The sequence below is a fragment of the Hahella sp. NS-SX17 genome, from assembly GCF_057367735.1.
In genome coordinates this window covers 5,643,363-5,658,516 of sequence record NZ_CM170632.1, presented here as the reverse complement: position 1 = coordinate 5,658,516, position 15,154 = coordinate 5,643,363, and the positions used below count along the sequence as shown (strand labels likewise).

Annotated in this window: 10 protein-coding genes and 2 tRNA genes; 6 read left to right on the top strand and 6 right to left on the bottom strand. The window is 56.2% G+C overall.

Features of this window, described 5'->3' with window-relative positions; genetic code table 11:
* Positions 1-107 precede the first annotated feature (107 nt).
* On the top strand, positions 108-647 hold the full coding sequence (locus AC2IBB_RS25180; protein ID WP_486329461.1) for a hypothetical protein: 540 nt from the start codon (positions 108-110) through the stop codon (positions 645-647).
* 22 nt (positions 648-669) lie between these two features.
* Here AC2IBB_RS25180 and AC2IBB_RS25175 read toward each other — a convergent pair whose 3' ends face one another.
* A complete protein-coding gene (locus AC2IBB_RS25175) occupies positions 670-1,164 on the bottom strand; it encodes a hypothetical protein (RefSeq protein WP_486329460.1) in 495 nt (164 codons plus the stop codon).
* Between the two features lie 183 nt (positions 1,165-1,347).
* On the opposite strand from AC2IBB_RS25175, the gene AC2IBB_RS25170 reads away from it, so the two are divergent.
* Both AC2IBB_RS25170 and AC2IBB_RS25165 read left to right on the top strand, forming a co-directional pair.
* A complete protein-coding gene (locus AC2IBB_RS25170; protein WP_486329459.1) occupies positions 1,348-5,487 on the top strand; it encodes a hypothetical protein in 4,140 nt (1,379 codons plus the stop codon).
* 82 nt (positions 5,488-5,569) lie between these two features.
* Positions 5,570-6,874: a M18 family aminopeptidase gene (locus AC2IBB_RS25165; protein ID WP_486329458.1), complete on the top strand. Its 1,305-nt coding sequence runs from the start codon at positions 5,570-5,572 to the stop codon at positions 6,872-6,874.
* A 186-nt stretch (positions 6,875-7,060) separates the two neighbouring features.
* Here AC2IBB_RS25165 and AC2IBB_RS25160 read toward each other — a convergent pair.
* Positions 7,061-7,137 (bottom strand) — tRNA-Pro (locus AC2IBB_RS25160).
* A 25-nt stretch (positions 7,138-7,162) separates the two neighbouring features.
* A tRNA-Asn gene (locus AC2IBB_RS25155) sits at positions 7,163-7,238 on the bottom strand.
* 110 nt (positions 7,239-7,348) lie between these two features.
* Between AC2IBB_RS25155 and AC2IBB_RS25150 the strand changes: the two genes are divergently transcribed.
* Positions 7,349-8,272 (top strand): universal stress protein, encoded by a 924-nt coding sequence (locus tag AC2IBB_RS25150; protein ID WP_486329457.1) that lies wholly within the window; start codon positions 7,349-7,351, stop codon positions 8,270-8,272.
* Between the two features lie 21 nt (positions 8,273-8,293).
* On the opposite strand, the gene AC2IBB_RS25145 is transcribed toward AC2IBB_RS25150, so the two are convergent.
* The 3 genes from AC2IBB_RS25145 to AC2IBB_RS25135 all read right to left on the bottom strand — a co-directional run bounded on the left by AC2IBB_RS25145 (position 8,294) and on the right by AC2IBB_RS25135 (position 11,940).
* On the bottom strand, positions 8,294-10,219 hold the full coding sequence (locus AC2IBB_RS25145) for a methyl-accepting chemotaxis protein (RefSeq protein WP_486329456.1): 1,926 nt from the start codon (positions 10,217-10,219) through the stop codon (positions 8,294-8,296).
* A 50-nt stretch (positions 10,220-10,269) separates the two neighbouring features.
* The gene (locus AC2IBB_RS25140; protein ID WP_486329455.1) at positions 10,270-11,190 is read right to left on the bottom strand and encodes a hypothetical protein; all 921 of its coding nucleotides are present in this window, start codon (positions 11,188-11,190) and stop codon (positions 10,270-10,272) included.
* 75 nt (positions 11,191-11,265) lie between these two features.
* Positions 11,266-11,940, bottom strand: a complete 675-nt coding sequence (locus AC2IBB_RS25135) for an arylesterase (RefSeq protein ID WP_486329454.1) — start codon at positions 11,938-11,940, stop codon at positions 11,266-11,268.
* Here AC2IBB_RS25135 and AC2IBB_RS25130 point away from each other — a divergent pair.
* Complete coding sequence (locus tag AC2IBB_RS25130; protein WP_486329453.1) at positions 11,939-12,616, top strand: ABC transporter ATP-binding protein; 678 nt, start codon at positions 11,939-11,941, stop codon at positions 12,614-12,616. The genes AC2IBB_RS25135 and AC2IBB_RS25130 overlap by 2 nt on opposite strands.
* Positions 12,616-15,141 (top strand): ABC transporter permease, encoded by a 2,526-nt coding sequence (locus AC2IBB_RS25125; RefSeq protein WP_486329452.1) that lies wholly within the window; start codon positions 12,616-12,618, stop codon positions 15,139-15,141. Before AC2IBB_RS25130 ends, AC2IBB_RS25125 begins: the two co-directional genes overlap by 1 nt.
* Positions 15,142-15,154 lie beyond the last annotated feature (13 nt).

The following is a 15,154-nucleotide window of genomic DNA, read 5'->3' as shown; positions in this document are numbered from 1 at the left end:
TTGTTATTAATCAGGCGCATCAATGCGCCATGTTGTTACTTAGCCTCCGGCAGGCTTTCGCTGCCGAAGAGTGGGCCAATAAATTCAATAATAAAGGTGCAAGAGAAATGAGTCAGGGAACAACCGGCAGTCTCTCCGCTCTCCCAAAATTGCAGGGACCGGAGCTTATCCACCAGGATGGGGCGTTGATGCAGGCGCTGGGGCAGGCGTTTTTTGAAGTGCAGGCGCTGGAGCATGTATTGGCCTGTTTATACGGCGCCAGTCCCCATGGACTGGGAGATTCATGGAGTCGCGAATTGCGCAGGATGCTGTACTCGATAGAAAGCGGCGGCGTTGAAAAAACGGTGGAAGAGCTGATCTTCGATTTGGAGCTGCCCCAGGATCGTTGGCTGCAATTGCAGCAGGCGCTTTATCTGCGGGAATGGGTGATCAGTGGTTTTTTTGGTGAGTTCGGTAGCCGTTTGCAGGTGTTGGAGGCTGAAGTCGGCGAGAAGCTGGTAGAGCGTATGCGGGCCGCTTCTGAAGATATATCCAAAGCGGTGGTGGATTTGCAGGAGCTGGTGTTTCAGCGCGAAATGGACTGCGACGAACCCTTGTCGGAGCAAGTGCAGCGTGCGGCGAGGTCTTATTGGATTGGCTCGGATTAGGGCGGCTGGGCCGCCCGAAAGGTCAGCGCAGGCGGCGGGTCAGTTCGGCCATGACGAAAACATTGTTCTCCGCATTGAAGCCTGAAAGACCGTTTTCCAGCAGAATTTCCTGGCGACGCTCAAGAAAAGTCTCGAAGCTAAGTTCTGGCAGAAAGTCTGTGATTCGCGCCAGTTCAAAAGGCAGGTCGGCATCGAAGGCTTCGAACAGGCGCTCCAATAACTGAGCGTCCGGGTCGAGGCCGTCGACGTAAACGGTGGCGTCAGCCAAATCGCCGGACAGGGTGCGAATGACGTCTTTGCCAGTTTCGCCCTGTTCAAATAAATGTTCCCGGGACAGGCCGTGGCTGTGCTGATAGCCAAAATCCCAATCTTCCCAATCGTCTTCTGGAATGATTAACGCCTTTTGGATGTCGCCATCCGGGGTGGTCCAGGCGATACAGATAGGATAGGCGTCATCGTCCGGGCTGCTGGCTTCGATATCCAGGAATAGTGCGTCTTCCAAGTGTTTGCTTTTCATAATCAGACTATTTGGGCTCGGCAAGTTATTGACATTCAATTATATTTGCTCAACCTTATTTCACCAAACAGACTTTGCAGGCGCCCGGGAGTCTGAATACGAAAAACAGCGTTGGAATCTGTTGTTGAGAGATTTTGACGGCTTGAATCGTATTTTGTCCGTTTGATAGCTATGGATATATTAATGAAATCCTGTCTTGTCGCATGCTTCTTTTTCCTGTTTTGTATTTCTCCGGCCCAGGCCGTTTCCCCTGATATACCGCAGCAACTCGCCGATTGGTCCGGCTGGGTGCTGCACGACCATACTGATAAAGACTGCACCTCCACTCATGACGGGACGGGAGCGAAGGTGTGTCTGTGGCTCAGTGCGCTGGAGCTGGATCTGGCGTTGACCCGTCTGGACTTTCGTTTTCAGGCGGACAGCCAGTACGAAGGCTGGCTATCGCTGCCCGGATCTGTGGCGTTCTGGCCTCATGAGGTAAAGCTGTCTGGTAATCGGGTGGCGGTCATTAATGTGGACGGAGTTCCTTCTATCTGGCTGCAGCCGGGAAGTTATCGGGTTCAAGGGCGTATTAGCTGGGAACATTTACCGCAAAGCATTCCGTTGCCCAAAGCTTTCGCCATGACGCGTTTGAACTCGGTGGCTGCGCTGGAGGGGCGCGCCTATGTGGATAGCGGTTCGGCGCTGTGGCTGGTGCGTGACCAGCTACAGGCCAATCTGCAGCCGGACTCTCTGAAGATCAATGTTTTCCGCAAGTTGATAGACGATGAGCCGAAGCTGTTGGAAACGCGTTTGCAGCTGGATGTTTCCGGCGGTGAGCGTGAAGAGGTATTGGGCGGCTTTCGTTTGTCCGGCTGGGATCAGTTGTCTCTGACCAGCAATTTACCAGCAAGAATTGAAAAGGACGGCCGCTTGCGGATTCAGGTGCGCCCGGGCTCCTGGACGCTGGTGGCGCGCTTTCGGCAAACCAATCGTACTGACGCATTCTCTATGGAGCCTGAGCCGGGAGGGGCGTGGCCGGAATCGGAATTATGGGTGGTGGAGACGCAGCCACAGTTGCGCCGGGTGGAAATAGAAGGGCGCGCCGTCGATCCGCAGCAGACTTTGTTGCCACAGGAGTGGCGCTCTCTGCCGGCATTTCGGGTGGCGGAAGGTTCGCCTCTGGATCTGAAAGAAATTGAGAGGGGGCTCACTTCCTTGTCAGGGAATCGTATTCGTCAGCATACCCAGGGGTGGTTGGCCTTTGATCAAAGTCGCTGGATCTGGCGAGATCGTCTGACAGGTCAAATGTCTCAGGGATGGCGTCTGGAGCAAGGCGCGCCCTATGAACTAGGGAAGGTGGACCTTTCAGGGCAGGCGCAGCTGGTCACGCAGTCACGTCAGGACTCCAGCAGGGGTGTGGAAGTGCGGCGCGCCGACTTGGACATGACGGCGGTCAGCAGTTCGCCGGTGGAGCGCGAAACCGCGGCCTTTGTCATCCCCGCCAGCGGCTGGCGCGGCGATAGCGGCAGCCTCAAGCTTGAGCACGTTTCCAGTGACGTCAATCTGCCGCCGGGATGGTGGCCTCTCGCCGCCTCCGGGGTGGATCGCAGTGCGGGAACCTGGTTTGATCGATGGTCCTTGTGGGACTTGTTCCTGCTGTTGCTAATTACCGCCGCAGTGGCGCGCTTGGAAGGCGTTGTGTGGGGGCTGGTGACGGTAGTGGCGTTGGGCTTCGCCTATCACGAAGTATATGCGCCAGTGGCGGTGTGGTTGCTATTGGTCATCCCCAATGCGTTATTGCGGGTGGTTCGTCCCGGCTGGATGTTGACACTGGTGACCGCCTGGCGTTGGGGGGCTTTGCTCATATTGGCGGGAATGCTGCTGAACTACGGCGTGGCGCAGGTGCGTATGGCTATCTATCCCCAGCTGGAGCGAGACTCAGGCGTGGTTTACTTTGTAGACCGTGGAGCGATAGCGCCCATGGCGGATACTGAAATGGATATGGAGAGCGGTTATATGGCGGAGGAGCAGTTGGCGTCGGCGCCGCCAGTTCCAGTGAGCGCGCCGATGTCTCTAAAATCGCGGCAACCTGAAGATATAGCGCCGGAAGCGCCTGCGCCCACTGGTCCTGGAGTGCCGGACTGGAGCTGGCGTCAGGTTAGCCTGACCTGGCAGGGGCCGCTCAGTGGCGATGAAAGCGCTAAATTGTATGTGCTAAGTCCCGTGCAGACTGGTTTTGCGAGGGTTGTTCATTTTGCGTTGTTGGTCATGTTGTTGGCGTGCCTGGTGGGGCGTCGCAGCGGGCGCAGCGATAGGAGCGGGAATGATTCGCCGCAACCTGGCGTCACCACCAAGCTGGCGGGGCTGGCGTTACTGGCTCCCCTGGCGCTGATGGCCCCTGTGGAGCGGGCGCATGCCGATACTAATTACCCCAGCCCGGAAATGTTGCAGGCCCTGGAGCAGCGTTTGACTGCGCCGCCGGCCTGTACTCCCCGTTGTGTGGATGTTAATTCCGCCAACCTGATTCTGGATGGTTACAGTCTGACATTGTCGCTGGAAGTCAGTTCGCTGCAGCCGATTGCTTTGCCGGTCCCGGCTCGCGCCGGTTTCTGGCGGCCAGAGAGTGTTTTTGTCAACGGTAAGCGCTGGGATCGTTGGAGCGCCGGTGAGGATGGCGTTTGGCGCATTCCGTTGGAAGCAGGCGTGCAGGAAGTAGTGTTGGAAGGTAGCGTGCGGGAAGTGGATCAGTTTCAGCTGGCGTTTCCCCTGCGTCCACATCGTTTTTCGGCGAAAGTGGCGGATTGGTCTATGTCAGGCGCGGGCAGCAACGAGCTGCTGAGCTCCAATATCAAGTTTGAGCGCACCAGCGTCAGTCAGCGTAGTTCGGAGTCGCGTCAGTCTTTGTTCCAAGAGCCCGCGCCCGCGTTCGTTAAAGTGTATCGGGAGCTGGATCTTGGTTTGAAGTGGCGGGTGCGCACACGGGTGGAGCGTATGGCTCCGCTGCGCGGCGCTATCTCGGTCAGCATTCCCTTATTGATGGGAGAGTCGGTGACTTCGGGCGACATTGACGTCAGCAATCAGCGGGCGCTGGTGACCTTGGATGATCGCCAGGGGAGTCTGGAGTGGGTGTCCAATCTGAGCTTCCGGCAACGTATCGAGCTATTGGCGCCAACCAATAACGCCTGGAGCGAACATTGGTCGATTCTGGTGGGGCAGCAGTGGAGTCTGGAATACACTGGGCCCGCGCCCTACGAGATTATTCAGTCCGGCTACTGGCGGCCCAAATGGCGGCCCCAGCCTGGGGACTCTTTGTTTTTGTCTGTCTCTCCCAACAAAGCGGTGGAAGGCCGCATGCTGACAGTGGACAGCTTGAATCTGACTGAGACCGTTGGCGGCAAGCAGTTGCAATTCACGGCGGATATACGTCTGCGAACCTCTCGCACACAGCGCTACAGCTTTGATTTGCCGGAAGGCGCGGTCCTGGATGCGGTCGAACTGGATGGGCGAAATGTCGCTCGCGGCGAAGAAACCGGCCGGGTGGATGTGGTGCTGGGGTATGGCGAGCAGCATTTGAGCGTTCGCTGGCATGAGGAAACCCAGGGCGCGCAGTGGCGCTATCAAACGCCTGCGCTGCAGACGCCAGTCCCGGTAAGCAACATACAGCTGCAGATTCAGCTGCCGGATCGCCTGTGGCCATTATGGGTGAACGGTCCGCAAATGGGGCCTGCTATTTTGTTCTGGGGTGTGTTGGCGGTGATGTTGCTGTTGGCCTCCGTACTGGGCTGGCATGGCGGTAATCCTCTGGGAGTGGGGCATTGGGCGGTGCTGGCGGCGGGCGCGGCTTTGGGGTGGGTGCAAGGTCTGCTGGTGCTGGCGGTCTGGTTTTATGCTTTTAACTACCGCTATGAGCTGGCCCAGGGGATGCCGCGCTGGGGGCGTAGGCTGTACAGCGCGCTTTTAGTGACGTTGACTCTGGTTGTGCTGGGATGGGTGATCGCCAGTATTCCCAAAGGGTTGATTGGTCAGCCTGCGGATTATGTCGCTGGTAACGGGTCGTATGCGGGGCAGTTGCGCTGGTATCAGGACGCGGCGACGGGGGAGCTGCCGACGGCGTCGGTCTGGACTGTTTCCGTATTGTTTTATCGAGTGGCGATGCTGGTTTGGTCGCTGTGGCTTGCCTTCGCTATGATTAGCTGGTTGCGCTGGGCCTGGGAAAAGTTTTCCGAGCGCCTGCCTGAAATTCCCGTCAAGCCGGGTCGCAAGGATAAAAAGACGAGTGCGGCTACAGCAGGTGAGAATTCTTCGCAAAACCAACTGGCCAAGCCGGAATCTCCCGTATAGGCTATGTGCAGTGCTTACGGTTGCTGTCGGCCCTGTGTCGACAGCCGTATAGAATCGGATAACGCGGTTACTTGAGTGATGTATGAATAAAGAAGAGTTTAATGAAGGATTATTGGCGTTTCTGGACGCCTCGCCGACCCCTTTTCATGCGGTCGCCAATATGGTGGAGATGCTTGAGAAAGCAGGATTCAAGCGTTTGCACGAAGAGTATGAATGGTCGTTGCAGGCCGATGACCGCTACTTTATCACGCGTAACGGGTCATCGCTGATTGCATTCAGCGGTGCGCAAGGTCCGGTGGAGGTCAGCGGCGCCAGAATGTTCGGCGCCCATACCGATAGCCCTTGCCTGAAAATCAAACCGAGCCCGGAACAGATGCGCAAAGGCTATTATCAGCTGGGCGTGGAAGTGTACGGCGGCGTGCTGTTGAATCCCTGGTTTGATCGTGAGTTGTCTCTCGCTGGTCGGGTGACCTATCTGAGCAGTGCGGGGGAAGTAAAAAGCACGCTGATCAATTGGAAGCGCCCCATTGCGATGATTCCCAGTCTGGCTATTCACTTGGATCGGGAAGTAAACAACAGCCGCTCCATCAATCCCCAGAAAGATCTGCCGGTGGTGTTGATGCAATGCAATGCTGACAGTCCGCCGGAATTTCGAGGGTTGTTGCTGGAGCAAGTCAAGCAGGAGCATTCGTCGCTGGATGCGGAGCGAGTGCTGGATTATGAGTTGTGTCTATACGACACCCAGACCGCCAGTATTCACGGCCTGCAAAACGAATTCCTGAGTTCTGCCCGTCTGGATAATTTGCTGAGCTGCTATATCGGCTTGCAGGCTTTGTTGGACGCGGGCTCCAGTCAGCCCTGTTTCCTGGTGTTCAATGATCATGAAGAGGTTGGCAGTGTGTCCGCGGAAGGGGCGCAAGGACCTTTCTTGCGTTCTGTGTTGCTGCGTATTACTGAGGATGAGACCCGTTTGAGCCAGATGATTAGTCGTTCAATGATGTTTTCCGCGGATAACGCCCATGGCGTGCATCCCAACTATGCGGACCGTCATGATGAGAATCATGGGCCTTTGCTGAACAGTGGGCCGGTTATCAAGGTTAACTCCAATCAGCGTTACGCCACCAACAGCATTACCAGCTCGTTCTATCGTCGCCTCAGCGAGGAGCTGAAGCTGCCTTATCAGGTGTTTGTGGTGCGTACGGATATGGCCTGCGGCAGCACCATCGGCCCGTTAACGGCGGCGGAGCTGGGCGTTAAAACCTTGGATATCGGCGTGCCCCAGTTCGCGATGCACTCCATCAGGGAAACCTGCGGCAGCGCTGATCCATTGACGCTATATGAAGTGAGCAAGTCGTTTTTTAATACGGCGACGCTTCCGCAGGCATGATGTAGTCAGGGCCAGGGTAGGCGAGATAATCCAGGGATTGGATTTTCTTGTGTTAACCGGTTTCTGTCAGGAAGTAATAGCGCGGGAACGCAATGCAGTCTCTGTGGCGAACGCGCACGGAAATGACTGAAGGCTGAGTTTTAAGTACGGGCTTTAAAATTTGAGAAATAAGAGGAAGTGAAAAAGTGGTCGGGGTAGAGAGATTCGAACTCCCGACATCCTGCTCCCAAAGCAGGCGCGCTACCAGACTGCGCTATACCCCGATTGATCTTGAAGATCCGAAAGATTTGGCTCCCCGAGCTGGACTCGAACCAGCGACCCAATGATTAACAGTCATTTGCTCTACCAACTGAGCTATCGGGGAACGTCATTTTCGAGGCCGCAATAATAATGACATGGGACTATCTCGTCAACCTTTTCTATTATTAAAAAACGACGGAAGTTGAAAAAAATTTCAATCGATGGGGAGAGGCTATGGAAATCAAGAAGCTGGCGGAGATAAAAAAGATATTGCTGGTTGTAGATCCAACTAAGGAAAGGCAGGAAGTCATCCCCCGTACGATAAGGCTCGCCAAGGCGCTGGGCGCGGAAGTGGAGTTGATGGTGGCGGAATACCAGCGCGCGCTGGAGTCCAGTTATCCTTTCGACGCCAAGGCGCTGAGTTCGGCGAGAGACAGTTGTCTGGCCAGTCGTGAACGGTGGCTGGAAGCCTTTGCGGAGCAGATGCGCGCCCACGGCATTGCTGTGACCCAGCATGTGCGCTGGGAAAAGCCGCTCTACAGAGCGGTGGTGGAGCGCTGTCATGAGACCAAGGCGCAGCTTATTGTTAAAGCCACCCATCACCACTCCATTTTGCAACGAGCGCTGTTCACTAATACGGACTGGCATTTGATACGGGACGCGGATGCGCCAATCTGGTTCGTGCGTGAGGAGCATCGTTGGGACGGTCATATTCAAGTGTTGGCGGCCGTGGACCCGGTGGAAACCGAGGGCTCGGTAAATGGATTGAACTCACGAATTCTGGATATCGCCCATGAAATATCCTGTCGCCTGCCAGCGGAGTTGAACGTCGTACATGCTTACGAACCGATACCTACGGGCATGTTGGTGGAATTTGACGCCATCGTCGCCGATTACGAAGAATACCGCGAGAAAGTGAAGTCCAAACATCAAAAGGCGCTGGACCGACTATTGGAAAGCTACGTGGAATCCAGCACGCACGTGTTTTTCGAAGAGGGGTCCCCAGAAAAAGTGCTGCCCGCCTGCGTCAATCAGCATGGGCATGATCTGGTGGTCATGGGAGCTGTGTCACGTGGTGGCGTGGATCGCATTTTTATTGGCAGCACGGCGGAGCGCGTGCTGGATCACCTGGAATGCGACGTGTTGGTGATTAAGTAGCCTTATGGAACGGCCCCGGGGCTAAGAGGTCTTGAAGCGGCCCACGTTCTCCTGCAACTGTGATGACAGTTGATTGATATTTTCGCTGTTGGATGAGGTGGTGTTCACTTGCCGCCAGCTTTCGTCCAGCAGGGCCTCCAGCGTCTGCATGCTTTGTGCGATGCCTTCCGCATGCTTGGCCTGCTCCTCTGTGGTTTGAGCGACTTGGTCGATAAGATCGCTGGCTTCCGCAATGCCGCTGTTGGTTTGATCCACTGTCGTGGCCAGAGTGCTCATCTGCGATACGCTGTTTTGCGTCATGCTGTTGCTCAGATTGATCATCTTTTCTGTTTCCTCCGCGTCCTTTTGCAAGCCCTCCATGATCTCGCGGATTTCTTCAGTGGAATCCCGGGTGCGTAACGCCAGTTGTCTTACTTCATCCGCCACCACAGCGAAGCCGCGGCCATGCTCGCCGGCGCGAGCGGCTTCGATCGCCGCGTTCAGCGCGAGTAAGTTGGTTTGCTCGGCGATATTGTTGATCACTTGCAGCACTTCTGAGACTTTCTGACTGCTGCTGGCCAACCGCTGCATGGAGGCGTAGGAGGTTTCCATTTGTTGAGCCAGTCTGGACAGGGTGTCTGTGTTGTTCTGCAGCAAGCGTTTGCCATTATCGGACTGCGATGCGATTGACTGGGCGATTTCCAGTAATTTGCCCGCCTGCTGCGCGATGTCCCGGAAACTGTGGGAGATAAGCTGGGTGGATTCAGACACGGTGACGAATTCGGCTTTTTGTTGCTCCAGGCAGTTTTCCCCCTGGTGGGCGACATCCTGTAAGGACTCCGCCGATTGTCCCAGTTCCTGAGACTTATCATTGATACTGATGCATATCTGTTGGATAAGCTCTATGAAACGATTGAAGGCTCGCGCGAGCCGGCCGAGTTCGTCCTGCCCCAGATAAGTCAGGCGCCGGGTGAGGTCGCCACCGCCCTGGGCGATGTCTTCCATAGTGGCGACAACATCTTTTATCGGTTTGCTGATCAGGCGTGACACCAGTGCGGTCAACACACTGGAAATGACCAGCGTAACGACCAGGAACAACAGCATCTTCACAATATTGGAGTCCAGGGATTCGGCAATGTATCCGCTGACGCTGCGTAGGTCGCTCCAGATGCTGGCTTGCTCCTCCGCCACAATATTCAGCGTGTCATTGACCAGTGGGCGCAGCTCGCTGTCCAGCAGGCTGTTTTGACTGCGGGCGACGTCAAAGATGATTTTGGCTTTGCTTTCAAATTGCTTCACCAGCCCGTCAATCTCACCGATCCACTTTTCATGCTCGGGTTTGCGCAAGTGTTTTTTCAGGTCGATCACTGCGTTTTGCGCCCCGTAGACTTCCATCAGAAAGGCGTCGGTTTCTGTGGGGGAGCCAGTGCGCATGAATGCGTTCAGGTTAATGAGCGCGGCCTGTATGTGATTGCTGACCAGTATGGTCCACTGGATCAGCACCTGGGCGCTGGATGGGTCCAGCGTCACCCTGATGTTGTTGGACAACTCAAGGGTTTTCGGCACGATGGTTTCTTGCACGGTGGCGATGCTGCTGCGTAATTCGCGGTTCTTGGGTAGCAGGCTACTGCGAAACAAGTCGTCGATTCGCAGGCTGGCGGTTTGCAGGGCGTCGGCGCTTTTCAGTTTGGTGAAGTTGGAGTCGGAAAAATACGCCTGCGCCTGAGCGCTGGCCTGATTGTACTCCTCCAGTAATTGATCGGTAGGCGTGCGTAGATACTGCTGCTGAAGGCTGGCGCGTGTGGACAGGTTGGCGCTGAGGTCGCTGGTCAGGCGGGCTGTCGGTTCAATGACGGTGGAGAAGTGATTGGCTCGGGTTGTGATTTCCCGCAGCGATGTGATGACCATTAGCGCGTAGGCCAGCAACAAGACCAATATGAGGGCCGGAACCAGGCTTAACTTCAGCATTAATGGAAGATTCTGCAGACGCATTCCGCACCTCAGTTGTTACATCACTGTCAGCCCGCTGCGGTCATTCCGCTCAGCAGGCTGATCAGTAAGTCATGAATTTTTTTCGCTTGCGCGTACAGGCTGTTCAGAGACGCGTTGGCCTCACCCGAGGGCGCTGGACTGCGCTGTTCGATATTGAGACCGGCTTTCATACGATGAATTTCCGCCAGCACGCTGCGCGCGCCGTCATAGGCGTCCAGCACAGTCAAGGCGCCGCTGGGTATCGCTTCCGGGCTGGTCGGCTCCACTTCCAGATTGCGTTGCAGCCTGCCAAGCAGGTGATAATCCTGATACAGCGCCAGCATCACGTCGCGGATGTTCTTGTCGCTGTATTGCTTTTGTTGCGGCTCGGTAAATTTAAGGTTCTGCGCTCGCGCCAATAGTCGTAGCTCATCTTCGATCAGTTTGAACTGTTTTTGCGTATCGCCGATATCAGGGGGCGGGGCCAGCACGGACAGGACATTAGTGAGCTTCCACAGGCTTTGGTAAACATCTGCGCCGGACTTGCCGAGGGGCCGCTCGAACTCCGCCTCCGTAGAGATGGATTTGGCTTCCAGAATGGCGTTAAGTCCCTGATCCGCCTGCTCCAATAGTTCGTATACGTCTTTAGGCCGGAATATTTGAAAAGGGAGTTGTTTGTCTTCAATAGGCGAAAGGTTGTTCAGCGTCATCAACTGACGAATTTGCGCATAGGCGTCCAGCGCTTTCGCGTAGACCTGATTGGGCAGTTTATCCTGAAAGACAGGGACGTCGGATTCATCAATGGATTTACTTTGAGCGGCGACCAGCCGCCCAGCCTTGATTTGCATCTGTTCGCTGATCTGGAAGACGTTGTTGTTATTGATGATCGCCGCGCCAACGGGGCCGCTCAGAGACCACGCGGTCAGCAGACACAACATCCATCCCGATCGGATTCGCGGGACCACCATATAGCCAGCCTCAATAGTATGACTTACTTTAAGACTAGCAATAGCTATAAAGAGTGCAAATAAGCGTCGCTTGGATCAATGACTTAGCAAGGAATTTAAATGCGGCAACACATTTTCCACCAACTGCGGCTGGCCTTTGGCGTTGGGGTGAATGCCGTCGGACTGCATCAAACTGGGATCAAGCGCGACGTTATCCAAGAGAAAGGGCACTAACGTGACTTTTTGTTCACTGGCCAGGTCTTGGTAGATCTGATGGAATCCCTCAGCATAGGCCGGTCCATAGTTGGGCGGAATTCGCATGCCGATCAGCATGGCCTTTGCGCCGGATTCAGCAATACTTTCCAGCATGGCCGCCAGATTGTTTTTGATGATGTTGAGAGGGAAGCCGCGCAGTCCGTCGTTACCGCCCAGCTCCAGCAGGACGATATCCGGTTGGTGCTCCTTCAGCAACGCCGCCAGACGGGCGCGGCCGCCGCCAGTAGTTTCGCCGGAAATACTGGCGTTTATCAGCGTGAGGTTGGGGTAGGTGGTGCGAAGTTCGTTTTCCATCAAGGATATCCAGCCGGATTCCAGCGGGATGCCGTAAGCGGCGCTAAGGCTGTCTCCCAATACGACGATTTTCACCGGTTGCGATTTGTCTGTGACAGCCTGGGTGATAGGGCTTACCATCAGGCAGCAGAGCGTAAACAGAGTCCAGACGGACTTGACGATATAACGTTGAAACTGATTGAGGAATGAGGTTGCTGTCATGACTTCGGTAGATGTGCTTGAGGTTAAATCACTGACGAAAAGTGTCTCCAATGGTAGCGGGCGTTTGGATATATTGAAAGGCGTCGACCTGCAAATCAAAGTCGGGGAGTCGTTGGCGATTGTCGGCCGCTCAGGTTCCGGCAAGACTACCTTGTTGAGCATCATGGCGGGACTGGACCTGCCTTCCGCTGGGAGAGTTTCTATGTTGGGTAAGGATCTTGCGCAGTTGGATGAAGATGGCCGCGCCGCTATTCGCGCCCAGCATGTCGGCTTCGTTTTTCAATCCTTTCAGCTGATCCCGACGATGACTGCGCTGGAAAATGTAATGCTGCCGCTGGATCTCGCCGGCGCCGCGGACAGTCGAGAGCGGGCGCGAAACTGGCTGGACCGGGTGGGATTGCTTGAGCGGGAAGGTCACTACCCACGCCAATTGTCTGGAGGCGAGCAACAACGGGTTGCCGTAGCCAGAGCTTTCGCCACGGAGCCGGATATTCTGTTTGCGGATGAGCCTACTGGCAATCTGGATCTGGAAACCGGGCAGCACATCATGGACTTACTGTTCGACCTCAATAAGCAGCATTCAACGACATTGATCCTGGTCACTCATGACCGCGAACTGGCTGGCCGCTGCGGCCGCTCTCTGGCCTTGGATCAGGGCGTTCTGGAGACGGCGTAATGATGAGTTCTACGCGACCGCTGCAGCTCTGGTTGAGAGAGTGGCGGCAACCTTCCTTCCGTTTATTGTGGCTGGCGCTGTTTGTTGCGGTGCTGACCGTAGCGTCGATCACAGCCTTTACCGGTCGCTTGAAAGCTGTATTCGACGATGGCGCTTCCCGTTTTTTGGGGGGAGATCAGGTGATTGAAAGCTCAGGGAATCTCTCGGACTCCTGGGTGAGCGACGCGCAAAAACTGGGCCTGGAAACGGCGTTTACGCTGGAGTTTTCCACGATGCTGAATAGCGGCGACCAGTTCCAGCTGGTGGCGGTCAAAGCGGTGGACGAGGGGTACCCGCTGAAAGGCGAGGTCGGTGTGGTCACGCAGGCCGGCGCTTCGGCGCAGACTGTTCAGCATGGGCCGGCGCAAGGTGAAGTCTGGCTGGCGCCAAGGCTGTTCGCACTGCTGGGCGTAAAGTTGGGGGGCAAGGTTGGCGTCGGTCGTAAACAACTGACCGTGACAGGATTGCTGGCGAAAGAGCCGGACCCTTCGTTTTCCTTTATGAATGTGGCGCCGCGGGTGCTGATGAACTATGGAGATGTCGCCGCTACGGCGGTGGCGCAGCCTGGGAGCCGTTTGAAATACCGCCTGCTGCTGGCGGGCGATGAGCGGCTGTTGGATCAGTTCAACGCGGACATCTCTTCATCGTTGACGGCCTCTGAGCGCATCGTCTCCGCAAAGGATGGCCGCCCGGCGGTGTCGCGGGCGATTGAGCGGGCGGAGCGTTATCTGTTGCTAGGCGGCGTGTTGGGCGTATTGCTGGCGGCGGTGGCGCTCACCGTGACGGCGCAGTACTACGCGCAACAACAGAAGGATACGGTCGCCCTGTTGAAAACTCTGGGCTGCCGCAGCGGTCAGTTACGCTTGCGTTTTGCGTCATTACTGTTGCTTTCCGCCGCCACCGCGTCGATTTTGGGTTTGGCGTGCGGGTTGCTATTTGAACAATGGGCGGTCTGGGCGATGGGCGACATGCTGCCTCCTTTGCATAAGCCGTTGCCTCTAAACTGGATTTGGCTGCCACTTTTGACGCTGGCGATTGTGCTGGCGGCGTTTGCTTGGCCGGTATTTCGGGCGCTGGCCAAGCAGCCGCCCATGTTTATTCTGCGGCAGGCTGCGGCCAACGCGGATTTCCAGCGTATGCTGGGGTTCTCTAAATCGCGTATGTTGTCGGCGTTGGTCGGCTTCGCTGCGTTATTGATGGTGTACAGTGGGGAATTAACCATTGTCGCCGCAGTGCTGGCGGGGTTGGCGATAATGATAGCCGTGGCGGCCTGGTTGATGAAAATGTGGGTGAAGCTGCGTCCGCCGCGCCGTACAGTCACCCCCGGCGCTTTGCGGGCGGGGGCGGATCAATTGAAGCGCCGACCCTGGTCTACCGTGCCTCACGTATTGGCGCTGGGCAGCGCCTGGGCCTTGTTGCTGACACTGTTTTTAGTGCGAACGGAGTTAGTGGACAACTGGCGGGCGCAAATTCCGGAGAATGCGCCGAATCACTTTTTTATTAACATTGCTCCCTATGAAGTGGAGCCCATGAGGATGTTGTTCGAGCAGAACCAGATTGCGGCTGCGCCTTTGTACCCTATGGTGCGGGGTCGTCTGACTCACATCAATGGCGAGCTGGTGCGCACGGTGGTCAGTAAAGAAAGGGAGGTTGGCGCTCTGAACCGGGAGCTTAACCTTACCTGGATGGCGGATCTGCCCAAAGATAACCGTATCCTGCGTGGCTCCTGGTGGGATGCGTCCTCGAGCGTTAGCGTAAATGACGGCGTTCCTGGCGTTTCCATCGAAAGTCAGCTGGCGCAGCGTCTCGACGTGAAGCTGGGAGACTCTCTGACTTTCCAGATTGGCGGCGCCACGCTGGAGTCCAGGGTGCAGAGCATTCGCAGCGTGCAATGGGATAGTCTCAAACCCAACTTTTACATGGCTTTTGCGCCCGGCGCGCTGGATAACTTTGCCGCTACTTATCTGACCAGCGCTTATTTGGGCGATAACAAAACCGACATGGTGAACCAGGTTAATCGCCAGTTCCCTACCGTCTCAGTGCTGGAACTGGATCAATTTGTCGTGAAAGTGCGGGAAGTGATCGCGCAGGTTTCGCTGGCGATCGAAGCCTTGTTGGCGTTGATTTTCGCCGCGGCGCTGCTGGTGGTGGCGTCTTTGCTGGCGCGCGAAGCCCCTTCGCGACGAGCGGAGACAGCGTTGTTTCGGGCTTTGGGCGCGCACCGACGCGTTGTGATCGGCGCGACAGTAGGGGAATTCAGCCTGATCGGCGCGTTCGCTGGCGTTATGGGCGTCATCGTGGCGGAAAGCGTGGCTGGCTTTCTTCAATATCGCTTGTTCGAGCTGCCCTTTAGCCTGCACTGGGAATTATGGCTGCTGGCCCCGTTAATCAGCGCTGGCGCGACGGCGGCATACGCCTATTGGCGATTGCGGGGCGCATTGCTGGCGCCGCCACACGCCACTCTGCAATCCGGCTTTGTGGAGTAAGGCTGAGAGAATG